16 protein-coding genes are annotated in these 22,402 nt (G+C 72.1%); 4 read left to right on the forward strand and 12 right to left on the reverse strand.

The features are described from left to right. Positions 1 to 51: 51 nt before the first annotated feature. The 8 genes from ACFYP4_RS06940 to iolC all read right to left on the reverse strand — a co-directional run bounded on the left by ACFYP4_RS06940 (position 52) and on the right by iolC (position 11,603). The gene (locus ACFYP4_RS06940) at positions 52 to 915 is read right to left on the reverse strand and encodes an ABC transporter permease (RefSeq protein ID WP_388783437.1); all 864 of its coding nucleotides are present in this window, start codon (positions 913 to 915) and stop codon (positions 52 to 54) included. Then, complete coding sequence (locus ACFYP4_RS06945) at positions 912 to 3,563, reverse strand: alpha/beta fold hydrolase (protein ID WP_388783440.1); 2,652 nt, start codon at positions 3,561 to 3,563, stop codon at positions 912 to 914. The genes ACFYP4_RS06940 and ACFYP4_RS06945 overlap by 4 nt, the downstream gene beginning before the upstream one ends. Before the next feature lie 137 nt (positions 3,564 to 3,700). Beyond that, positions 3,701 to 5,098 (reverse strand): APC family permease, encoded by a 1,398-nt coding sequence (locus ACFYP4_RS06950; protein WP_388783443.1) that lies wholly within the window; start codon positions 5,096 to 5,098, stop codon positions 3,701 to 3,703. A 376-nt stretch (positions 5,099 to 5,474) separates the two neighbouring features. After that, positions 5,475 to 6,977, reverse strand: coding sequence for a CoA-acylating methylmalonate-semialdehyde dehydrogenase (gene mmsA / locus ACFYP4_RS06955; protein ID WP_388783446.1), 1,503 nt, complete (start codon positions 6,975 to 6,977; stop codon positions 5,475 to 5,477). Between the two features lie 13 nt (positions 6,978 to 6,990). Then, on the reverse strand, positions 6,991 to 8,865 hold the full coding sequence (gene iolD, locus ACFYP4_RS06960; RefSeq protein WP_358849850.1) for a 3D-(3,5/4)-trihydroxycyclohexane-1,2-dione acylhydrolase (decyclizing): 1,875 nt from the start codon (positions 8,863 to 8,865) through the stop codon (positions 6,991 to 6,993). Continuing rightward, the gene (gene iolB / locus ACFYP4_RS06965; protein ID WP_388783450.1) at positions 8,862 to 9,686 is read right to left on the reverse strand and encodes a 5-deoxy-glucuronate isomerase; all 825 of its coding nucleotides are present in this window, start codon (positions 9,684 to 9,686) and stop codon (positions 8,862 to 8,864) included. Before iolB ends, iolD begins: the two co-directional genes overlap by 4 nt. 7 nt (positions 9,687 to 9,693) lie before the next feature. Beyond that, positions 9,694 to 10,656, reverse strand: coding sequence for a deoxyribose-phosphate aldolase (locus tag ACFYP4_RS06970; RefSeq protein WP_358849848.1), 963 nt, complete (start codon positions 10,654 to 10,656; stop codon positions 9,694 to 9,696). Then, entirely contained in the window at positions 10,653 to 11,603 is a 951-nt protein-coding gene (iolC, locus tag ACFYP4_RS06975; RefSeq protein ID WP_388783453.1) for a 5-dehydro-2-deoxygluconokinase, read from the reverse strand. Before iolC ends, ACFYP4_RS06970 begins: the two co-directional genes overlap by 4 nt. Positions 11,604 to 11,725: 122 nt before the next feature. Between iolC and ACFYP4_RS06980 the strand changes: the two genes are divergently transcribed. Both ACFYP4_RS06980 and ACFYP4_RS06985 read left to right on the forward strand, forming a co-directional pair. Next, complete coding sequence (locus ACFYP4_RS06980) at positions 11,726 to 12,703, forward strand: sugar phosphate isomerase/epimerase family protein (RefSeq protein WP_388783456.1); 978 nt, start codon at positions 11,726 to 11,728, stop codon at positions 12,701 to 12,703. A 232-nt stretch (positions 12,704 to 12,935) separates the two neighbouring features. Continuing rightward, positions 12,936 to 13,136, forward strand: a complete 201-nt coding sequence (locus ACFYP4_RS06985) for a MerR family transcriptional regulator (protein WP_358849845.1) — start codon at positions 12,936 to 12,938, stop codon at positions 13,134 to 13,136. A gap of 82 nt (positions 13,137 to 13,218) precedes the next feature. Here ACFYP4_RS06985 and ACFYP4_RS06990 read toward each other — a convergent pair whose 3' ends face one another. Further along, complete coding sequence (locus tag ACFYP4_RS06990; protein ID WP_388783460.1) at positions 13,219 to 14,262, reverse strand: zinc-dependent alcohol dehydrogenase family protein; 1,044 nt, start codon at positions 14,260 to 14,262, stop codon at positions 13,219 to 13,221. A gap of 118 nt (positions 14,263 to 14,380) precedes the next feature. Continuing rightward, positions 14,381 to 14,938 (reverse strand): YcxB family protein, encoded by a 558-nt coding sequence (locus tag ACFYP4_RS06995; RefSeq protein ID WP_358849843.1) that lies wholly within the window; start codon positions 14,936 to 14,938, stop codon positions 14,381 to 14,383. A 186-nt stretch (positions 14,939 to 15,124) separates the two neighbouring features. Here ACFYP4_RS06995 and ACFYP4_RS07000 point away from each other — a divergent pair, with 186 nt between their 5' ends. Both ACFYP4_RS07000 and ACFYP4_RS07005 read left to right on the forward strand, forming a co-directional pair. Continuing rightward, complete coding sequence (locus ACFYP4_RS07000; RefSeq protein WP_358849842.1) at positions 15,125 to 15,364, forward strand: heavy-metal-associated domain-containing protein; 240 nt, start codon at positions 15,125 to 15,127, stop codon at positions 15,362 to 15,364. 116 nt (positions 15,365 to 15,480) lie between these two features. Beyond that, the gene (locus ACFYP4_RS07005; protein WP_388783464.1) at positions 15,481 to 17,757 is read left to right on the forward strand and encodes a heavy metal translocating P-type ATPase; all 2,277 of its coding nucleotides are present in this window, start codon (positions 15,481 to 15,483) and stop codon (positions 17,755 to 17,757) included. Positions 17,758 to 18,426: 669 nt separating this feature from the next. Here ACFYP4_RS07005 and ACFYP4_RS07010 read toward each other — a convergent pair. Together ACFYP4_RS07010 and ACFYP4_RS07015 are read right to left on the reverse strand one after the other, a co-directional pair. Then, a complete protein-coding gene (locus ACFYP4_RS07010) occupies positions 18,427 to 19,716 on the reverse strand; it encodes a citrate synthase (RefSeq protein ID WP_358849840.1) in 1,290 nt (429 codons plus the stop codon). Between the two features lie 264 nt (positions 19,717 to 19,980). Then, positions 19,981 to 22,239 (reverse strand): ATP-dependent RecD-like DNA helicase, encoded by a 2,259-nt coding sequence (locus ACFYP4_RS07015; RefSeq protein ID WP_388783468.1) that lies wholly within the window; start codon positions 22,237 to 22,239, stop codon positions 19,981 to 19,983. Positions 22,240 to 22,402: the final 163 nt, after the last annotated feature.

Consider the following 22,402-nt stretch of genomic DNA (forward strand, 5'->3'; position numbering starts at 1 on the left):
ATGCGGCCACGGTGAGCGGCCGCCGAGACCGGCGGGTGACCTTCCGGAGACCTACGAGACGATGTCCTTGCGCCGGAAGCCGCGGAAGGCCAGGGCGAACAGCACGAGCGCGTACGCCGTGGACACCGCCGCGCCCTGGATCATGCCGCTCCACTCCAGGTCCGGCTGGACGGCGTCCGCCCAGGCGAACTGCCAGTGCGCGGGCAGGAAGTCGCGCCAGTCGCCGAGGGCGGTCACCGCGTCCAGCACATTGCCGGCGATGGTCAGTCCGACCGCGCCGCCGACCGCGCCGAGCGGGGCGTCCGTCCTGGTCGACAGCCAGAACGCGAGCCCCGCGGTGACCAGTTGGGACACGAAGATGTACGCCACGACGATCAGCAGGCGCTGGGTCGCGGTGCCCGTGGACAGCTCTCCGCCGGTCGGGACCTCCAGCGGGCCCCAGCCGTACGCCGCCGTGCCCACCGCCAGCGCGACGACCGGGAGGAGCACCATGGCGGCCAGGCTGAGGCCGAGCGCGACGGTGAGCTTGGACAGCAGGAGCCGGGTCCTCGGGACCGGTGCCGCCAGCAGGTAGCGCAGCGACGACCAGCTCGCCTCGGAGGCGACCGTGTCCCCGCAGAACAGCGCCACCGGGATCACCAGCAGGAAGCCGGCCGACACGAACAGGTTCACGGCGGCGAAGTTCGCGCCGGACGCGGTGGCCGTGTCCATCAGCGTCACCTGGCCGTTGCGGCCGCCCGGTTCGCCGCCGATCGCGAAGGCGGCGACGAGGACGAACGGCAGCAGTGCGAGCACGGCCTCCATGACCAGGGTGCGGCGGCGCTTCAGCTGCCGTGCGAGCTCCACCCGCAGCGGCAGGGTCCGTCGCGCGCGGTATCCGTCGGCCGTCTCGGCCCGCTCGGTGAGGGTGCTCACGCGGAGCCTCCGATCAGGGTGAGGAAGGCGTCTTCGAGCCGCCGGTGGGGGCCGACCGACCGCACGGGCACATCGAGCCGTACGAGTTCGACGACCAGGTTCTCCGCGCTTGCCCCGGTGGCGAGCCGGACCAGGAGTCCGTCGTCGGTGACGGCGGCGGAGGTCACGCCGGGCAGCGCGCCGACCTTCTCGGCGAGCGGCTCGGCCACGGGTGAGCCGGTGCCGACGAGGAGGGTGTCGCCGGAGCCGATGATCTCGTGCACGGGACCGGCCTGGACCAGCCTGCCGCGGTCCATGACCACCAGGTGGGTGCAGGTCTGCTCGACCTCGGCCAGGAGGTGGCTGGAGACGATGACGGTACGGCCGGCCGCGGCGTAGCGGATCATGACCTCGCGCATCTCGCGGATCTGGGGCGGGTCGAGGCCGTTGGTCGGCTCGTCCAGGATCAGCAGGTCCGGCAGGCCCAGCATGGCCTGGGCGATGGCGAGGCGCTGGCGCATGCCCTGGGAGTACGTGCGCACCGCGCGGGCCAGGGCGTCGCCGAGGCCGGCGATCTCCAGGGCCTCGTCCAGGTGGGCGTCCTCGGGCGGGCGCCCGGTGGCCCGCCAGTACAGCTCCAGGTTCTCGCGGCCCGAGAGGTGCGGGAGGAACCCGGCGCCCTCGACGAAGGCGCCGACGCGGGAGAGCACCGGGGCGCCGGGCCGGATCGCGTGTCCGAAGACGCGGATCTCGCCGTCGTCGGGGCCGATCAGGCCCATGAGCATGCGCAGGGTGGTCGTCTTGCCCGCGCCGTTCGGCCCGAGCAGGCCGAGGATCTGGCCCCTCTCGACGCGGAAGGACAGGTCCCGTACCGCGTACCGGTCCGCCGACTTCGCGTACCGCTTGCTCAGTTCGGTGATCTGCAGGGGGACGTCGGCCAGTTCGGGGTCGGGCGGCCCGGCGGCGGCCCGGCGGCGGCCGGTGAGCAGCAGGACGAGCGCGGCCAGGGCGCCGGCCACGGGCAGCCACCACACCCAGGCGGGCAGCGGCGCCGCCGCGGTCCGCACGTCCGGCGCCGTCGGGACCCGGAGGTCGCCCTTCAGCGACACCGTGTACGTGGCGGGAGCGGCCGGGGACGCGTAGCCGAGGTCCGTGGAGGCGAGGGCCAGTCGCAGCCGGTGGCCCTTGCGCATCTCGTGGTCGATGGCGGGCAGGGTCAGCCGGACGTCCTTGCCGGCCTTCGCGCCCTCGACCCGTACGGGCGTCACCAGCTGGGCGGGCAGCGACTGCCGGGAGTCGCCGGGTCCGACGTCGTACACCTTCCCGAAGAGGACGGCGTCGTCGGTGGTCGACTTCACGTGCACGGTCGCCGTCGGAGATCCCGTGATCCGCAGGTCCTCGGTGAGCGGGGCGGAGGTGAACTTCGCGAACTGGCCCGGGAAGTCGACCGACACCCCGACGCCGAGGGAGGACAGCTGGGAGATGCCGCCGGAGTCGTCGAGGCCGGGGAGGGCGGAGATGGCGGGCGGGCTGGCCCCCGCCGGGTTGCGGACGCTCTGCTCGCGTCCGCTCAGCGCGACCTTCCGCGGTCCGCTCTCCAGGCCGGGGTAGGTGTCCGCGCTCGCGCCCCGCAGCTGTGCGGCGCCGTCCGTGGAGTCGATGCCCCCGGTGCGGGTGACCCGGAAGGCGGGGCCGGTGTCGGCGCTCTCGTCGTCCTTCAGGTAGCGGTCGAACCATGTGGCGACGCGGGCGTGGACCCGGTCGCTCTCCTTGTCGCCGCCGTCGTGGCCCCCGGAGATCCAGTCGACGCCGACCGGTGCGCCGTTGGCCCGGATCGCGTTGGCCGTCGCGTCGGCCTGGCCGAGCGGGAACAGCGAGTCGGTCTGGCCCTGCACCAGGAGCGTGGGCACCTTGATGCGGTCGCCGACGGCGGACGGGGAGCGGGCGTCGAGCAGGGCGCGCGCCCGCGCGTCCGGCTTCCCGGCCTCCGCGACCCGGTTGTACATGGCGCACAGCCGTGCCTCGAAGCGCTCGCAGCCGCCGCCGGAGTTGATGAACAGGCCGGCCCACAGCTTCTTGAGGACCCCGTTCGGGAAGAGGGCGTCCGCCAGGTTCCAGTAGGTGATCGACGAGGCGACCGCGTCGACCCGCCGGTCGTATCCGGCGGCCAGCAGGGAGACCGCTCCGCCGTAGGAGGCGCCGCTGAGGCCCACCCGCGGGTCGCCGCGTCCGTCCAGCTCGACCTCGGGCCGCTCGGCCAGCCAGTCGACGAGCCTCGAGACGTCGGCGACCTCGCCCTTGGGGTCGTTCAGGCCGATCTTCCCGGTGGAGCCGCCGAAGCCGCGCGCCGACCAGGTCAGCACCGTGTATCCGTCGCGGGCGAGCTGCTCGGCCTGGTCCCGCACGTCCGCCTTGCTGCCGCCGAAGCCGTGGGCCAGCAGCACGGCCGGGCGGCGGCCGGAGCCCGCGGTGAAGTACGACGTCTTGATCTTCACCCCGTCGCCCATGGCCATGGCACGGTCGGCGCGGTGCACGGGCGGGGGCTCGTCCGAGGCGGCGGCCGTCCAGGTGCCGGCACCGGCGAGCACGACGACGGCGGCCGCGGCGGCGGCCCACCGGCGCGGCCCTCGCGGTGCGGGCCCGTGCGGTCGGGGCAGTCGAAGATCCATGCGTCAACCGTAAGGGGGGCCGCCGGCAACCGATGCAGCCACCGGGCTGAACCCGGGCCCCTCCCCCGGGAGTACGGTCGCGCCCCCGCGTACCGCGCCCGTGGTACGCGGGGGGGGCGGGACCGCGGGGCCGCGGCTCAGGCCTCCCCGTCCTCCGGGATCGACACCAGCCAGCGGGTGTCACGGCGGGGACGCAGGTAGAAGGCCCAGTACAGGGTGGCGACGGCGGTGATGCCGCCGGTCCACAGGAGGTAGCCCGCCTCCTGCTGACTCAGGATGTAGGCGAGGACGCCGATCAGCAGGACGGGTACGGCGGGCCACAGGGGCATGCGCCAGGCGGCCGTGTGGGCGTGCGTTCCGCGCCGGGCGAGCAGGGCGGCCACCGCGACCAGCAGGTACATGGCGGTGACGGAGACCCCGGTGACGCCGTACAGGGTGTCCAGGTTCACGAAGCACAGGACGGCGCCGGGGACGCCCACGAGGAGGGTGGCGACCCACGGGGAGCCGAAGCGGCCGAGGCGGGACAGGCCGCGGTTGACCGGCTCGGGCCAGGCCTTGTCGCGGGCGGAGGCGAACAGGACGCGGGAGTTCTGGATGACCATGACGATGCCCGCGTTGATGATCGCGAGGGCCACGCACAGGCTGACGAAGGTGCCGACGGCGGAGTTCGACCAGGTGGTGACCATGGTGCTGATGTCGCCGCCGCTGAGGGCCGCCAGGTCCGGGGCGCCCATGGTGATCGCGACGACCGGCACCAGGATGATCACCGACGAGATGGCGAGGGTGGCGAGGACGGTACGAGCCACGTTGCGGCGCGGGTTCTCCAGCTCCTCGGAGAGGTAGACCGCGGTCGAGAAGCCCTGGGTGACGAAGAGGGCGATGGCGAGCCCGGAGACGATCAGCATGGCCGTGACGGTGTCCGTGTGACCGCCGGCGTCCGCGACCTGGAGGGAGACCAGGCTGCCCGCGCCGCGCTCACCGTGCGCGAAGCCGAGGACCGCCACGACGGCCGCGGCGATGACCTCGAGGACCAGGAAGACGCCGGTGATCCAGGCGTTGGCGCGCAGGTCGAGCAGACCGGCGAGGGTGGCGAGCAGCATGACCGCGGCGCCCGCGTAGGACGGGTCGAGGTGCACGATCGGGGCGAGGTAGTCCGCGGTGCCCATGGCGATCACCGGCGGCACGATCATGACGACCAGCAGGGAGAGCACGAAGACGAGCCAGCCGGCGAGGCGGCCCGCCATCGTCGAGACCATGGCGTACTCGCCGCCCGCGCTGGGGATGAGGGTGCCCAGCTCCGAGTAGCAGAACGCCACGGCGATACAGAGGAGCGAGCCGATCGCGATGGTGAGGGCGGTCGCCGTGCCGAGGGACGAGAAGAGGTCGGGGACGACCACGAAGAGCGTGGAGGCGGGGGTCACGCAAGAGAGCGTCAGCAGGGTGCCGCCGACGATTCCGATGGAGCGCTTGAGCTTGCGGGGGCTGCCCGGCGCCGTGGGGGCGGCGGTCTCGACAGGGCGGAGCGTGTCGGTCATGGAGCGGTTCCGATCGACTCGTGCGGCAGTGCTTGGGGCGGGAGCGATATCGCCTCCGGCGGCTCGCGTCGTTCATCTGTTCGTCCGCTCCCGGCGCTGCATGGAACCCCGACGAAAACCAGCACGTCAATGGCTGTTTACCTACGGAATCCGCAGTTGCGTGGCGACCGGCGTCACATGCCTTTCGCAGGCCCCAACGCGAAGAGATTGCAATCATCAAGCTCTTCACAAAGGTGACCTTGCTTTCCAAGGTCGAATCTTCTCGTGACCTGCGTCACCCGTTTCATCCCCTCTGAACGAGAACCGCAGCTCCGGCGTCAAAAAAACGTGAAGCCGTCCGCAATGCGGACGGCTTCACGGCCTGCTTCGATCACGCTCAGTGGTTGCGCGGGAACCCCAGGTCGACACCGGCGGGGGTGTCCGCCGGGTCGGGCCAGCGGGTGGTCACTACCTTGCCGCGCGTGTAGAAGTGCGTGCCGTCGTTGCCGTAGATGTGGTGGTCCCCGAACAGGGAGTCCTTCCAGCCGCCGAAGGAGTGGTATCCGACCGGCACCGGGATCGGCACGTTGACGCCGACCATGCCCGCCTCCACCTCCAGCTGGAAGCGGCGGGCGGCGCCGCCGTCCCGGGTGAAGATCGCCGTGCCGTTGCCGAACGGCGAGGCGTTGATGAGGTCGACGCCCTCCTCGTACGTGTCCACGCGCAGCACGCACAGCACCGGGCCGAAGATCTCGTCCCGGTAGGCGTCGGCGGTCACCGGGACCCGGTCGAGCAGCGAGAGCCCGATCCAGTGGCCGTCCTCGTGGCCCTCGACCGTGTAGCCGGTGCCATCCAGGACGACCTCGGCGCCCTGGGCCGCCGCGCCGCTCACGTACGAGGCGACCTTGTCGCGGTGGGCCGCCGTGATGAGCGGGCCCATCTCGGAGGCGGGGTCGTTGCCGGGACCGATCTTGATCTTCTCGGCGCGCTCGCGGATCTTCGCCACCAGCTCGTCGCCGACCGCGCCCACGGCGACGACCGCCGAGATCGCCATGCAGCGCTCCCCCGCCGAGCCGTAGGCGGCCGACACGGCGGCGTCGGCGGCCGCGTCCAGGTCGGCGTCGGGCAGGACCAGCATGTGGTTCTTGGCGCCACCGAGGGCCTGGACGCGCTTGTGGTTCGCGGCGGCCGTGGTGTGGATGTGGCGGGCGATGGGCGTCGAGCCGACGAAGGAGACGGCCGCCACGTCCGGGTGCTCCAGCAGCCGGTCGACAGCCACCTTGTCCCCGTGCACGACGTTGAAGACGCCGTCCGGCAGACCGGCCTCGGCCAGCAGCTCGGCGATCTTCATCGAGGCCGACGGGTCCTTCTCGGACGGCTTCAGCACGAAGGTGTTGCCGCAGGCGATGGCCATCGGGAACATCCACATCGGCACCATGGCCGGGAAGTTGAACGGCGTGATGCCGGCCACGACGCCCAGCGGCTGGCGGATGGACGACACGTCCACGCGGCTGGCGACCTGCGTGGACAGCTCGCCCTTCAGCTGGACGCTGATGCCGCAGGCCAGCTCGACGATCTCCAGGCCGCGCGCGACCTCGCCGAGCGCGTCCGAGTGGACCTTGCCGTGCTCGGCGGTGATCAGCTCGGCGATCGCGTCCCGGTTCGCGTCGAGCAGCGCCCGGAACCTGAAGAGGATGTTCGTGCGCTGCGCGAGCGAGGACTGCCCCCAGGTCGCGTACGCCTCCTTGGCGGCGGCGACCGCCGCGTCGACCTCGTCGGCGCTCGCGAAGGCGACCTTGGTGGTGACGGCGCCGGTCGCCGGGTCGGTGACCGGGCCGTACGTACCCGACGCGCCTTCGGTGGGCTTGCCACCGATCCAGTGGTTGACGATCTTCGTCATGCCAGTAACTCCCTCACAGATGGCGGCGTCGGGTGGAGACGTGCCGGTCGTACTCGTCGCGCGCCCTGACCGCCGACGGGCGGGTCGCGGTCTCGGCCACAGGTACATCCCACCAGGCCTGGGCCGGAGGCGCGCCCGACACTGTGTCTGCCGTTTCGGTCTCCACGTAGACACATGTGGGAGTGTCCGCGGCGCGTGCCTCGGACAGGGCGGCCCGCAGGTCGCGCACGGTCTTCGCGCGCAGCACGCGCATGCCGAGGCTGGCCGCGTTGGCGGCGAGATCGACGGGCAGCGGCGCCCCGGTGTAGGTGCCGTCGCCCGACCGGTAGCGGTACGCGGTGCCGAACCGCTCGCCGCCCACGGACTCCGAGAGGCCGCCGATGGACGCGTATCCGTGGTTCTGCAGGATCAGCACCTTGATCGGGACGTTCTCCTGGACGGCGGTGACGATCTCCGTCGGCATCATCAGATACGTGCCGTCGCCGACCAGCGCCCACACGGGCCGGCCGGGCGCCGCCATCCGCACGCCGATCGCGGCCGGGATCTCGTAGCCCATGCACGAGTAGCCGTACTCCACGTGGTACTGGTCCCGTGACCGCGCCCGCCACAGCTTGTGCAGGTCACCGGGGAGCGAACCGGCCGCGTTGATCAGAATGTCCTGCTCGTCCACCAGGGCGTCGAGCAGGCCGAGCACCTGCGGCTGGGTCGGCCGGAGGTCGGGGTCCTCCGCCTGGAACGCCGCGTCGACCCGGTACTCCCAGCGCTCCTTGTCGTCGGTGTACTCGGTGACGTAGGCGGGTGACGCGCGGTGGCCGTGCAGGGTGAGGGCCTCGGTCAGCTCCTCCAGGCCGGCGCGGGCGTCCGCGATCAGGGTCCGCCCGGCCAGCTTGTGCCCGTCGTGGGGCGCGATGTTCAGGTTGAGGAAGCGGACGCCCGGCCCCGCGAAGAGGGTGCCGGAGGCCGTGGTGAAGTCGGTCCAGCGGGTGCCGACGCCGATCACCAGGTCGGCGGTGCGGGCCAGTTCGTCGGCGGTCGCGGTGCCGGTGTGGCCGATGCCGCCGACGTCCTGGGGGTGGTCCCACCGCAGGGAGCCCTTGCCCGCCTGGGTGGAGGCGACCGGGATGCCGGTCGCCGCGGCCAGCTCCGCGAGCGCGTTCTCGGCGCGGCTGTGGTGGACTCCGCCGCCCGCGACGATCAGCGGACGCCGGGCCTCGCGGACGGCTTGTACGGCGGCGGACAGTTCACCGGAGTCGGGGGCCGGGCGCCGGACGGTCCACACGCGCTCCGCGAAGAACTCCTCCGGCCAGTCGAAGCTCTCCGCCTGCACGTCCTGCGGCAGCGCGAGGGTGACCGCGCCCGTCTCCACCGGGTCGGTGAGCACCCGCACCGCCTGGAGCGCGGCCGGGATCAGCGCCTCGGGGCGGGTGATCCGGTCGAAGTACTTCGACACGGGACGCAGGCAGTCGTTGACCGACACGTCGCCCGCGTGGGGGACTTCGAGCTGCTGGAGGACCGGATCGGCCGGGCGGGTGGCGAACACGTCACCGGGCAGCAGCAGCACCGGCAGGTGGTTGACCGTCGCGAGGGCGGCGCCGGTGACCAGGTTGGTGGCGCCGGGGCCGATCGACGTCGTCACGGCGTGCGTGGACAGCCGGTTGCGCTGCCGGGCGTACCCCACCGCCGCGTGCACCATGGACTGTTCGTTGCGGCCCTGGTGGTAGGGCATCTCGTCCGCGTACTCGACGAGCGCCTGCCCGATCCCGGCGACGTTCCCGTGGCCGAAGATGCCCCAGGTGGCGCCGATCAGCCGCTGCCGCTCACCGTCCCGTTCCGTGAACTGGGCGGCCAGGAAGCGCACCAGCGCCTGCGCGACCGTCAGACGGGTCATCGGTATCCCTCCGTGCTCTCCACGTGCTCGGGGTGGAAGCAGATCCGCCACTCCCGCTCGGGACCCGGGCCCGCCATCACGTTCAGGTAGTACATGGTGTGCCCGGGAGCCGCGACGGACGGGCCGTGCCAGCCGTCGGGCACGAGGACCGCGTCGCCGGTCCTCACCTCGGCCAGCACGTCGGCGCCCCCCTCGCGGGAGGGGAACACGCGCTGGTAGCCGAACCCGTTCGGACCCTCGATCTCGAAGTAGTAGATCTCCTCGAGCTGCGACTCGGCGCCGGGGCGGTGCTCGTCGTGCTTGTGCGGCGGGTACGAGGACCAGTTGCCGCCGGGGGTGATCACCTCGACGGCGATGAGCCGGTCGCAGTCGAAGGCGTCGGCGGAGGCGAAGTTGCGCACCCGGCGGGCGCAGGTGCCGCTGCCGCGCTCTTCGACGGGAACCTCCGGTGCGGGGCCGTAGCGGGCGGGGAGTCGGCGCTCGCACTTCGCTCCTGCCAGGGCGAAGCGGCCTCCCGCACCGGAGGCGATCAGTGTCCGGGCGTCACGGGGCACGTAGGCGAAGTCGGTGACTCCCGCGAACACGCTTTCCCTGCCGCGGAGATGGAACTCCTCGTCCTGCGTGCGCACCGTGCAGCCACCCTCCAGGGGCAGCACGATCCACTCGCTGTCGCCGCTGGTGAAGGTGTGTCCGCCGCCGGGGCCGAGTTCGACGACGCGCAGGCTGCTGTGCCGCCAGCCGGCCCGCCCGGGGTCGATGTCGACGGCGTACAGCGGGCCCGCCGTGGCGCCCTTCGGGACGTACAGGTCGTTGCTCGTCATCCGGTCCTCACAGAAGTCCTACGGCGGTGTCCACCGCTGCGGTCACGTCCCCGTCGGCCGGGTAGAGCAGGGAGCGGCCGACGACCAGCCCCCGCACGGTGGGCAGCCGGAGTGCACCGCGCCACTTCTCGTACGCACCGTCCTGGTCCTCGCCGACGTCACCGCCGAGCAGGACGGCCGGCAGGGTGGAGGTCTCCATGACGCGGGCCATGTCGTCCGGGTCGTCGGTGACGGGCACCTTCAGCCAGGTGTACGCCGAACTGCCGCCCAGGCCGCTCGCGATGGCGATGGACTTGGTGACGGCCTCCGCGCCGAGGTCGGTGCGCAGGGCGCCGCTCGCCGGGTCGCGGCGGCACAGGAACGGCTCGACGAACACCGGGAGCCGGCGCTCCGCCATCTCGTCGACGACCCGGGCGGCGGACTCCAGGGTCCGCAGCGAGCCCGGGTCGTCGTAGTCGATGCGCAGCAGCAGCTTCCCGGCGTCGAAGCCGAACCGCTCGATGTCGCGCGGACGGTGCCCGGTGAACCGGTCGTCGAGTTCGAAGGCGGCGCCGGCCAGTCCGCCGCGGTTCATGGAGCCGAGGACGACCTTGTGGTCCAGGGCGCCGAGCAGGAGCAGGTCGTCGAGGATGTCGGCGGTGGCAAGGACGCCGTCGACGCCGGGGCGGGACAGGGCGAGGCACAGCCGCTCCAGGAGGCCGGCGCGGCTCGCCATCGCGAACTTGCGGTCGCCGACGGCGAGGGCGCCGCGGGCCGGGTGGTCGGCGGCGATGATCATCAGACGGCGGCCCTCGTCCACCAGGGGGCGCCGGGCGCGGCGGACGGCGGCCTCGGCGATCGCCTCGGGGTGGTGGACGCGGGTGCGGACGAGTTCGGACACGTCCACCGGGGCGAGGACGCCCGGGGCGGCGGACCGGCCGCCACCGGCGCCCTCCTCGTGCCGCGCCCCGCCGACGTGGCCCGCCCTCACCGCACCGCTCCCGCGGCGAGCGCGTCCTCGACCTCGTCCGGGGTCGGCATGGCCGAGGAGCACTCCAGGCGGGAGGCGACGATGGCACCGGCCGCGTTCGCGTACCGCATGACGCGCTCCAGGTCCCAGCCGGCGAGCAGGCCGTGGCAGAGGGAGCCGCCGAAGGCGTCGCCGGCGCCGAGGCCGTTGAGGACGGTCACCGGCAGCGGCGGGACCTCGGCGGACGTGCCGTCGCGGTGGACGGCGAGAACACCTTTGGGCCCCTGCTTCACGACGGCGAGTTCGACGCCGGCCGCCAGCAGGGCGCGGGCGGCGGCGTGCGGGTCGCGCTCGCCGGTGGCGATCTCGACCTCGTCGACGTTGCCGACGGCGACCGTGGTGTGGCGCAGGGCCTCGGCGTAGAAGGGGCGGGCCGAGGCCGGGTCCCGCCAGAACACGGGGCGCCAGTCGAGGTCGAAGACGGTCGTACCGGCCGCGGCCCGGTGGGCGAGCGCCGCGAGTGTCGCGGTGCGGCTGGGCTCCTCGCTCAGGCCCGTGCCCGTCACCCAGAAGATCCCGGTCGCGCGGACGGCGTCCAGGTCGAGTTCGTGGGCGTCGATCTCCAGGTCGGGCGCCTTGGGCTGCCGGTAGAAGTAGAGCGGGAAGTCGTCCGGCGGGAAGACCTCGCAGAAGGTGACCGGGGTGGGCAGCCCGGCGACCGGCGTCACCCACCGGTCGTCGACGCCGAAGTCCCGCAGCGCCTCGTGGAGATACGTGCCGAAGGGGTCGTCGCCCGTACGCGTGATCACGGCCGTACGCCGCCCGAGCCGGGCCGCGGCCACCGCGACGTTGGCCGCCGAACCGCCGAGGAACTTCCCGAAGGACGAGACCCGGGCCAGCGGGACGCCCGTCTGGAGGGGGTAGAGGTCCACGCCGATCCGCCCCATGGTGATCAGGTCGTACGCCATCGAGATCCCTTCGCTTCGGCTGCCCCCAGGTCTAGCCCGGCCCGGGGAACCCTGTCAACGTTTTGTCCAGACATTCGGACCAGGCCTTGACACCTCTCCGGGGCGGTCCGAAGCTGACGGCCATGACGCCGTTGCCACCGCAGTCGCCGCCCGAGCCGTCACGCCCCGTCTCACCCCAGCCGTCGCCGCGGTCGTCGCCTCCGTCCTCACTGTCCCGCATCCGGATCGGTTCGGCCCCCGACTCCTGGGGCGTCTGGTTCCCCGACGATCCGCAGCAGGTCCCCTGGCAGCGCTTCCTCGACGAGGTCTCCGCGTCCGGGTACGAGTGGATCGAGCTGGGCCCGTACGGCTATCTGCCCACCGACCCGGCCGTCCTCGCGGAGGAGACCGCGCGGCGCGGGCTCGGCGTCTCGGCCGGCACGGTGTTCACCGGGCTGCACCGGGGGCCGGAGGTGTGGGAGTCCACCTGGGCGCACGTCTCGGCCATCGCGGCGCTCACCCAGGCGACGGGTGCCCGGCATCTCGTCGTCATCCCCTCGTTCTGGCGGGACGACAAGACGGGCACGGTGCTGGAGAGCAGCACGCTGACGCCGACGCAGTGGCGCAGCCTCACCGCGCAGACCGAGCGCCTGGCCCACGAGGTGCGGGAGCGCTACGGGCTGCGGATCGTCGTCCACCCGCACGCCGACACGCACATCGACAGCGAGGAGAACGTCACCCGCTTCCTCGACGCGACGGACTCCTCGCTCGTCTCGCTGTGCCTGGACACCGGGCACTACGCGTACTGCGGCGGCGACAGCGTCAAGCTCATCGAGACGTACGGCGAACGCATCGGCTACCTCCACCTCAAGCAGGTGGACCCGCTGGTGCTGGCGGAGGTCCGGGCCGGCGAGGTGCCGTTCGGGCCCGCCGTGGCGCGCGGCGTCATGTGCGAACCGCCGTCCGGCGTGCCGGCGCTGGAGCCCGTCCTCGCCGCCGCGCAGAAGCTCGGCGTCGACCTCTTCGCGATCGTCGAGCAGGACATGTACCCGTGCGCCCCGGACAAGCCGCTGCCCATCGCGCGACGGACGCGGGCGTTCCTGAGGTCCTGCGGGGCGTGACCCCTGGGGGCGGCTGCTCGTCCAATGCGTCACCGGTGTCACAAAAGACCGCTTCCTGTCACAGATGTCACGTATACGCGGGTCCTGGGTCACACCCGGGCGACAGGAACGGCTTCCCGGTCACGATGCGTCGCCGAACGGGCACAGGCTGGGTGATCGTCAGCGCAGTGCCCGGCTCCCCCGACGGCCGCCCCCCGGCCGCCGCTGTGGCGCGCGCAGGGAGGTGCCACCGATGACCGACAGAAGGCTCTGGTCGTACAAGGAGATCGCCGCGCACATCCGGGTGCAGGCGGACACCGTCAGGTCCTACCGCAAGCACGGTCTGCTGCCCCCGCCCGACCACGTGGAGGGCGGAAAACCGTACTGGTACGCGGACACCGTCCGCGCCTGGGTCGCCTCACGGCCACGGAACCGCGGGCGCAGAGAGGAGTGAGCGGGCCCGCGGGACCCGCCCCGCCGGTGCGGGGTACGGCCCGCGGGCCGCGGTGGATCCGGGCCCGGGGGCGGGGGCCTCGTCAGCTCCAGGGCTCGACGACCGTCACCCCGGCCCCCGGGGCCGTGCCCATCGCCGCCAGCGCCGCCGGTGCCGCGTCCAGGGGGATGGTGGAGGTGACGAGCAGGTCGGGGCGCAGCACCCCGGCCCGTACCAGCTCCAGCATCCGCGGGTAGGCGTGCGCGGCCATCCCGTGGCTGCCCAGGACTTCGAGTTCGAGGCCGATCACCCGTGCCATCGGGACGGGGGTGGAGCCGGTCGGCGACGGCAGCAGACCCACCTGCACATGGCGGCCGCGGCGGCGCAGACCGTTCACGGAGGCGGCGCAGGTGGCGGGGGAACCGAGGGCGTCCAGGGAGAGATGTGCGCCGCCGCCCGTCAGCTCGCGCACCACCTTCGCCGGGTCCGCGGTCCGCGAGGCGTCGACGCACTCGGCGGCGCCGAATCGCCGCGCCAGTTCCAGCGCCCGGCCCGAGACGTCCACCGCGACCACCCGGGCACCGCAGGCCGCCGCGATCATCACGGCCGACAGTCCGACGCCCCCGCACCCGTGCACGGCGACCCACTCGCCCGCCGCCACCCGCCCCTGCGCGGCCACCGCACGGAACGCCGTCGCGAACCGGCAGCCCAGCGCCGCCGCCGTCCCGAAGGACAGCTCCGCGGGTACGGCGACCAGATTCACCTCCGCGTGGTCCAGGGCGACGTACTGCGCGAAGGAGCCCCAGTGGGTGAAGCCCGGCTGGGTCTGGCGCTCGCACACCTGCTGGTCGCCCGCAGCGCACGCGGCACAGCTCCCGCAGGCGCAGACGAAGGGCACGGTGACGCGGTCACCGGGACGCCACCCGCTCACCCGGGCGCCCACGGCCTCGACGACACCGGCGAGTTCGTGCCCCGGCACGTGCGGCAGGGTGATGTCCGGATCGTGCCCCTGCCAGCCGTGCCAGTCGCTGCGGCACAGCCCGGTGGCCTCGACGCGCACCACCACCCCGTGCTCCGCGGGCTCCGGGTCCGCGACCTCGCGCACCTCGGCCGGCTCGCCGTACCGTTCGAACACCACTGCCCGCATCCGTCCCACCTCTCGTCCGTCGCACCTTCGCACCTCGCCCGTCGTCCGCTGTCCGTCGCGGTCGCCCGGCGCCGTCGCCCCGGGATCACGTCCGTGGGGACGCCGGCTCCGTACCGCGTCAGACGCGGGTGGTGTGCCGGTCCAGGAGGGCCCGCAGCCGGTCGACGTCGGCGGCGGTGCTCAGCCCGTGCTTGGGCAGGACCTCGAGGCACATGATGTTGGGGTCACGGCTGAGCAGGACGAAGTGGCCGCGCGTCTCCCGGTAGCCCTGGAGGACCGACCACTTCTGGATCAGCGTGCTGTGGTCGCTGCTGGTGGTGATCCCGGCCGGGGACACGGTGGTGCGGTACTCGCCCTGCCGTCCGACGATCCGCTGCACCTGGGCGGCCTGCAGCCGCGTATAGCCGCCCACCAGCAGGACGACGAGCAGGAACAGAACGGTGGAGACCACGTCGACACCGCCCCGGTTCAACGTGACCAGCAGCCACTGCCCCACCCACAGCGCCAGGAACACGCTCCGCAGCAGCAGTCCCCAGCGCTTGATCCGCTGCCGGACCCGCAGACCGGCCAGTGTGTCGGCGGGCCGCGGGCGGTACACCAGCCGCACCGCCGCCTCGTCCACGTCAGCTGCGGCGACTTCCGCAGTGTTGTCGTTGACCTCGCGGCCCTCGGCCATGGCCCCTCCCCAGTAGGACGACCCGCGGATCCTACCGGCCCCACCAGCCCCGCGGACGGTGCCACCGGGGCCACCACCCGTAGTACCCCCTAGGGGTATAGTGTGGAGTGCGTCGTGCGGGAACCCGGGTCTCATGGGTCTCCCGCCCGCACACGTACGCCCCCTGCCTCGACGAGGAGTAACGCCATGACCGCCCAGACCGGCACCCCGAACTCCGTCACGACCGTCTACCGGGTGAGCGGAATGAGCTGCGGGCACTGTGAAGGCTCCGTCTCCGGCGAGATCTCGGAGCTCGACGGCGTCGAATCGGTGAAGGCCGTCGCCGCGACCGGTGAGGTCACCGTCGTGTCCGCCGCCCCGCTCGACGACGACGCCGTGCGTGCCGCGGTCGACGAGGCGGGCTTCGAGCTCGCCGGCCGCGCCTGATCCGGCCCCGCACCGCGCCACGGGCGAGCCCGCCCGAAGCAGCTCGCACCCGCACCGGACCGTACCGGCCGGCTGATACCGGCTCCGTACGGCCCGGCTCACCGACTGGAGCCGACATGACCACCGCAGCAGCCCCGACCCCGGCGGCGGACGCCGCCGCGGCCGTCCCGGTCTCCGAGGTCGAGCTCGTCATCGGCGGAATGACCTGCGCCTCCTGCGCGGCCAGGGTGGAGAAGAAGCTCAACCGCATGGACGGCGTCACCGCCACGGTGAACTACGCCACCGAGAAGGCGAGGATCACGTATCCGGCGGGGACCCCGGTCGCCGACCTGATCGCCACCGTCGTGAAGACGGGGTACACGGCCGAGGAGCCGGCACCCCCGGCCCCCGAGGAGGAGGAGACGGCGCCCGCCGCGGACGATCCCGAACTGGCGTCCCTGCGGGAGCGGCTGACCGTCAGCGCCGTCCTCGCCCTGCCCGTCGTCCTGATGTCGATGATCCCGGCGCTGCAGTTCGACAACTGGCAGTGGCTCTCCCTCACCCTCGCGGCGCCCGTCGTGGTCTGGGGCGGGCTCCCCTTCCACCGGGCCGCCCTCACCAACGCGCGGCACGGCGCGGCCACCATGGACACGCTCGTCTCCGTCGGCACGCTCGCCGCGTTCGGCTGGTCGCTGTGGGCCCTGTTCTTCGGGGACGCGGGGATGCCGGAGATGCCGGGCATGCCGGGGATGCGGGACGGTTTCACGCTGACCGTCTCGCGCACGGACGGCGCGTCCACGATCTACCTGGAGGTCGCCGCCGGGGTCGTCGCGTTCATCCTGCTCGGCCGCTTCCTGGAGGCCCGCTCCAAGCGCCGCGCCGGCGCGGCGCTGCGGGCCCTGATGGAACTGGGCGCGAAGGACGTCGCCGTGCTCCGGGACGGCCGTGAGGTGCGCGTCCCCGTCGGCCGGCTCGCCGTCGGAGACCGTTTCGTGGTGCGGCCCGGCGAGAAGATCGCCACGGACGGCACCGTCGTCGAGGGCTCATCGGCGGTCGACGCGTCCATGCTGACCGGCGAGTCCGTGCCGGCCGACGTTGCCGTCGGCGACACCGTCACCGGCGCCACCGTCAACGCCGGAGGACGGCTCGTCGTCGAGGCGACCCGGATCGGCTCGGACACCCAGCTCGCCCGGATGGCACGGCTCGTCGAGAATGCGCAGAACGGCAAGGCCGACGTGCAGCGCCTTGCCGACCGGGTCTCCGGGATCTTCGTACCGGTGGTGCTGCTGATCGCGCTCGGCACGTTCGGCGGCTGGCTCGCCCTCACGGGGGACACGGCGGCCGCCTTCACCTCCGCCGTCGCGGTGCTGATCATCGCGTGCCCCTGCGCCCTCGGCCTCGCCACCCCCACCGCGCTGATGGTCGGCACGGGCCGCGGCGCCCAGCTCGGCATCCTCATCAAGGGCCCCGAGGTCCTGGAGTCCACCCGCCGCGTCGACACCGTCGTCCTGGACAAGACCGGAACCGTGACGACCGGCCGGATGACCCTGCACGAGGTGTACGCCGCCGAGGGCGTCGACGAGAGTGAGGTGCTGCGGGCGGCGGGCGCCCTGGAGCACGCCTCGGAGCATCCGATCGCCCGGGCGGTCGCGGCGGGCGCCGAGGAGCGAACCGGTCCCCTGCCGGACCCCGAGCACTTCGAGAACGTCCCCGGGCTCGGCGTGCGCGGGCGCGTCGACGGGCGGGACATCCGGGTGGGACGGCTGCCGCACGACGCGCTCCCGCCGGAGCTGGCCCGCGCCAAGGGGGAGGCCGAGGCACAGGGGCGTACGGCCGTCGTGGTCAGCCGCGACGGGGTGGCGATCGGCGTCCTGACCGTCGCCGACGCGATCAAGGAGACCAGCGCCGAGGCGGTACGGGCCCTGCGCGCCCTCGGGCTCACGCCGGTGCTGCTGACCGGCGACAACGGGGTGGTGGCAAGGTCCGTGGCCCGGTCCGTCGGCATCGACGAGGTGATCGCCGAGGTGCTGCCCGAGGAGAAGGTCCGCATGATCGAGCGGCTCCGCGGCGAGGGACGGACGGTCGCGATGGTGGGCGACGGGGTCAACGACGCCGCCGCCCTCGCCACCGCCGACCTCGGCCTCGCGATGGGCACCGGCACCGACGCGGCCATCGAGGCGAGCGACCTGACGCTGGTGCGCGGAGACCTGCGGGTGGCGGCGGACGCGATCCGGCTGTCCCGCAGGACGCTCTCCACGATCCGGGGGAACCTGGCGTGGGCCTTCGGATACAACGTGGCCGCGCTCCCGCTGGCCGCCGCGGGACTCCTCAACCCGATGATCGCGGGCGCCGCGATGGCCTTCTCGTCGGTGTTCGTGGTGACGAACAGCCTTCGGCTCAGGGCATTCTCATGACGGCGAAGCGGGAGTCCCTCTAGAGTCCAACGGAAGCCTCACATAAGCTCTTCACAAGGCTCGCGCAGCATCCTTACGCTTGGCCTCCGATCGACGTATCGGGGCTCTTGCGTATCTTCAGGACATATGCAAGAGACGCAGATCACAGTGATGTGAATGTAACCAACGAAGGGGTTCGTGAGTCTAAGTTGGCGATGTCAGACACGTCTTGGGGGGCGTAGCTGACATCGGGGGACGTCTTGGGGGACGTCCCCGGAAATTGCGTTGCCGGGGCACGTACACCGGAGAGCTTTGAGCGGCCCTCCCGGTCCGTACGGGTCCCGGCAGAGCGCACCGCGTCACGCGGCGGCGCACGCAGTTCTGCTCGTTCAGCTCGCAGCGGTTCAGGCGCTGTCCCACAGACGCCCGGCCGGATCCCGTGGGGGGAATCCGCACCGGGACCAGGAAAGCGCCCTGACTGCCGGCCCGTGGGGGGACCGGCAGCAGGGCGCTTTTCCGTATTTTTCAAGGCTCGGTTCGCCTCCGGGGCGCAGGAGCCTGTGCCGACAGACCGATCGTGCTCGGCCCTCCTGCGTCGGGCCTCCGCGCGTTCGGTCTGTCGGCACAGGCGCGCCCCTTCGGCTCACTCGCCGTAGGGGGCCGTGGGTGCAGTGACCCAAGAAATACCGGTCAGCGGGCCTCTACCGGGACGAAGTCGCGGAGGACCTCACCGGTGTAGATCTGGCGCGGGCGGCCGATGCGGGAACCCGGCTCCTTGATCATCTCGTGCCACTGGGCGATCCAGCCCGGCAGGCGGCCGAGGGCGAACAGCACCGTGAACATCTCGGTCGGGAAGCCCATGGCGCGGTAGATCAGACCCGTGTAGAAGTCCACGTTCGGGTAGAGCTTCCGCTCGACGAAGTAGTCGTCGGCCAGCGCGTGCTCCTCGAGCTTCAGCGCGATGTCCAGCAGCTCGTCGGACTTGCCGAGGGCCGAGAGGACGTCGTGCGCCGCCGCCTTGATGATCTTCGCCCGGGGGTCGAAGTTCTTGTAGACGCGGTGCCCGAAGCCCATGAGCTTCACGCCGTCTTCCTTGTTCTTCACCTTGCGGATGAAGGTGTCGACGTCGCCGCCCGAGGTCTGGATGCCCTCGAGCATCTCCAGCACCGACTGGTTGGCGCCGCCGTGCAGCGGGCCCCACAGGGCGGAGATGCCGGCGGAGATCGAGGCGAACATGTTCGCCTGCGAGGAGCCGACCAGCCGCACCGTGGACGTCGAACAGTTCTGCTCGTGGTCCGCGTGCAGGATCAGCAGCTTGTCGAGCGCGGAGACGACGACCGGGTCCAGGTCGTACTCCTGGGCGGGGACCGAGAAGGTCATGCGCAGGAAGTTCTCGACGTACCCGAGGTCGTTGCGCGGGTAGACGAAGGGGTGCCCGATCGACTTCTTGTACGCGTACGCCGCGATCGTCGGCAGCTTGGCGAGCAGGCGGATCGTCGAGAGGTGACGCTGCTTCTCGTCGAACGGGTTGTGGCTGTCCTGGTAGAACGTGGACAGCGCGCTGACCACGGACGACAGCATGGCCATCGGGTGGGCGTCACGCGGGAAGCCGCGGAAGAAGTTCTTGACGTCCTCGTGCAGCAGGGTGTGCTGCGTGATCTCGCCCTGGAAGGTGGAGAGCTGGTCGACGGTCGGCAGCTCGCCGTTGATCAGCAGGTACGCCACCTCAAGGAAGGTGGAGCGCTCGGCGAGCTGCTCGATCGGGTAACCGCGGTAGCGGAGGATGCCTTCCTCGCCGTCGAGGTAGGTGATGGCGGATTTATAGGCAGCGGTGTTGCCGTACCCGCTGTCGAGAGTCACCAGACCGGTCTGGGCGCGGAGCTTCCCGATGTCGAAGCCCTTGTCGCCGACGGTGCTGTCGATCACCGGGTAGGTGTACTCGCCATCGCCGTACCGCAGTACTACAGAGTTGTCGCTCACGTCATCCCTCACCGACGTTGTGCCTCTTCTTCGAGGTGCCCTGACTGTCTCTACCATCCCCCATTTGGCCCTGGAGAGTGCACTCGGGGTCGACCATTGGGCCTACTGGCGGCACTCAGTGCCGCCAACCTGCTCATCCTGCCTCCCTCCGGCCCGCTTCCGGAAGTGCAGTGTGACCTTTGTGACTCATTTGATCGATCATTTTTCGCGAGACGTGCGGCCGCGGGCCCGGTGGCCCCTTCTCACCGGGGTCCGGGCCCGCGGTCAGGGGCCGGACGGACGCGGGGCGAGGCGGTGGTCCAGGGCCGTGCACCGCCGGCCCGCGGACACCGTGCGGACCGCCTGGCCCAACGCCTTGCGGGAGCCGACGAGGACGACCAGCTTCTTGGCGCGGGTCACCGCGGTGTAGAGCAGATTGCGCTGGAGCATCATCCAGGCGCTCGTGGTGACCGGGATCACCACCGCCGGGTACTCGCTGCCCTGGGAGCGGTGGATGGTCACGGCGTACGCGTGCGCCAGTTCGTCCAGTTCGTCGAACTCGTACGCCACCTCCTCGTCCTCGTCCGTGAGGACCGTCAGGCGCTGCTCGTCCGGGTCGAGCGAGGTGACGACGCCGACCGTGCCGTTGAAGACGCCGTTCTCCCCCTTCTCGTAGTTGTTCCGGATCTGGGTGACCTTGTCGCCGACGCGGAAGACGCGCCCGCCGAAGCGCTTCTCGGGCACGTCCGGGCGGGCGGGTGTGACGGCCTGCTGGAGCAGGGCGTTGAGCGCTCCGGCGCCCGCCGGGCCGCGGTGCATCGGCGCGAGCACCTGCACGTCGCGGCGCGGGTCCAGGCCGAACCTGGCGGGGATGCGCCGGGCCACCACGTCGACGGTCAGCCGGCCCACCTCCTCGGTGTCGTCCTCGACGAACAGGAAGAAGTCGTTCAGGCCCTCGGTGACGGGCTGGTGCCCGGAGTTGATCCGGTGGGCGTTCGTCACCACGCCGGACTGCCGGGCCTGGCGGAAGACGCGGGTGAGGCGGACCGCCGGAATGGGGCTGCCGTCGGCGAGCAGGTCGCGCAGGACCTCGCCCGCGCCGACGCTCGGCAGCTGGTCGACGTCCCCCACGAACAGCAGGTGGGCGCCCTCGGCCACCGCCTTGACCAGCTTGTTCGCGAGGAGCAGGTCCAGCATCGAGGCCTCGTCCACGACCACCAGGTCGGCGTCCAGCGGCCGCTCCCTGTCGTACGCCGCGTCGCCGCCTGGCTTGAGCTCCAGGAGCCGGTGGACGGTGGAGGCGTCGGCGCCGGTCAGCTCCGCGAGGCGCTTGGCCGCCCGGCCCGTGGGCGCCGCCAGGACGATCCTCGCCTTCCTGGCGCGGGCCAGCTCCACGATCGAGCGCACGGTGAACGACTTGCCGCAGCCCGGACCGCCGGTGAGGACGGCGACCTTCTTCGTCAGCGCGAGCCGGACGGCCGCCTCCTGCTCGGGGGCCAGCTCCGCGCCCGTACGCCCCTTCAGCCAGCCGAGCGCCTTGTCCCAGTCCACGTCGTGGAACCCCGGCATGCGGTCCTCGCCGGTGCGCAGCAGCCGCAGCAACTGGGCGGAGAGGGAGAGTTCGGCACGGTGGAAGGGGACCAGGTAGACCGCGGTGACCGGGTCGCCGCCGTCGGTGGCCGGGACCCTCTCGCGCACGACGCCGGGGTCCTCGCCGTCCTCGCCGGGTGCGGCCAGCTCGGCCAGGCACTCGATGACGAGTCCCGTGTCGACCTGGAGGAGCTTCACCGCGTCCGCGATGAGCCGCTCCTCGGGCAGGTAGCAGTGGCCCTGGTCGGTGGACTGCGAGAGCGCGTACTGCAAGCCTGCCTTGACGCGCTCCGGGCTGTCGTGCGGGATGCCGACGGACTGGGCGATCTTGTCGGCGGTGAGGAAGCCGATGCCCCAGACGTCCGACGCGAGGCGGTAGGGCTGGTTCTTCACGACCGAGATCGACGCGTCGCCGTACTTCTTGTAGATGCGGACGGCGATGGAGGTCGACACCTCGACGCTCTGAAGGAAGAGCATGACCTCCTTGATCGCCTTCTGCTCCTCCCAGGCGTCGGCGATCTTCTTCGTGCGCTTGGGGCCGAGGCCGGGCACCTCGATGAGGCGCTTGGGCTCCTCCTCGATGATGCGGAGCGTGTCCGTGCCGAAGTGCCGGGTGATGCGGTCCGCGAAGACCGGGCCGATGCCCTTGACCAGGCCGGAGCCGAGATAGCGGCGGATGCCCTGGACGGTGGCGGGCAGCACCGTCGTGTAGTTCTCCACCGTGAACTGCTTGCCGTACTGGGGGTGGGAGCCCCAGCGGCCCTCCAGGCGCAGGGACTCGCCGGCCTGCGCGCCGAGGAGCGAGCCGACGACGGTGAGCAGGTCACCGGCGCCGCGGCCGGTGTCGACCCGGGCGACCGTGTACCCGGTCTCCTCGTTGGCGTACGTGATGCGCTCCAGTACGCCTTCCACCACCGCCAGGGTCACCTGGCGGGTCCCCGCCTGATTGGACATGATCCGACGGTACCCGGGGGGTGTGACAGACGTCAGCGATCGAACGCCGGGGTCTCCCTTGAGGGCTTGGAGGGCCCGGAGGCCGTTGCCGAGCCGACCAGCCTGCCGGCTCCCGGGACGCACGGCGCCGGCCCGGCCGTCTCCGCCCTTGCAACCGGTACCG

The organism is Streptomyces sp. NPDC005551, assembly GCF_042871785.1.
GTDB lineage: Bacteria > Actinomycetota > Actinomycetes > Streptomycetales > Streptomycetaceae > Streptomyces.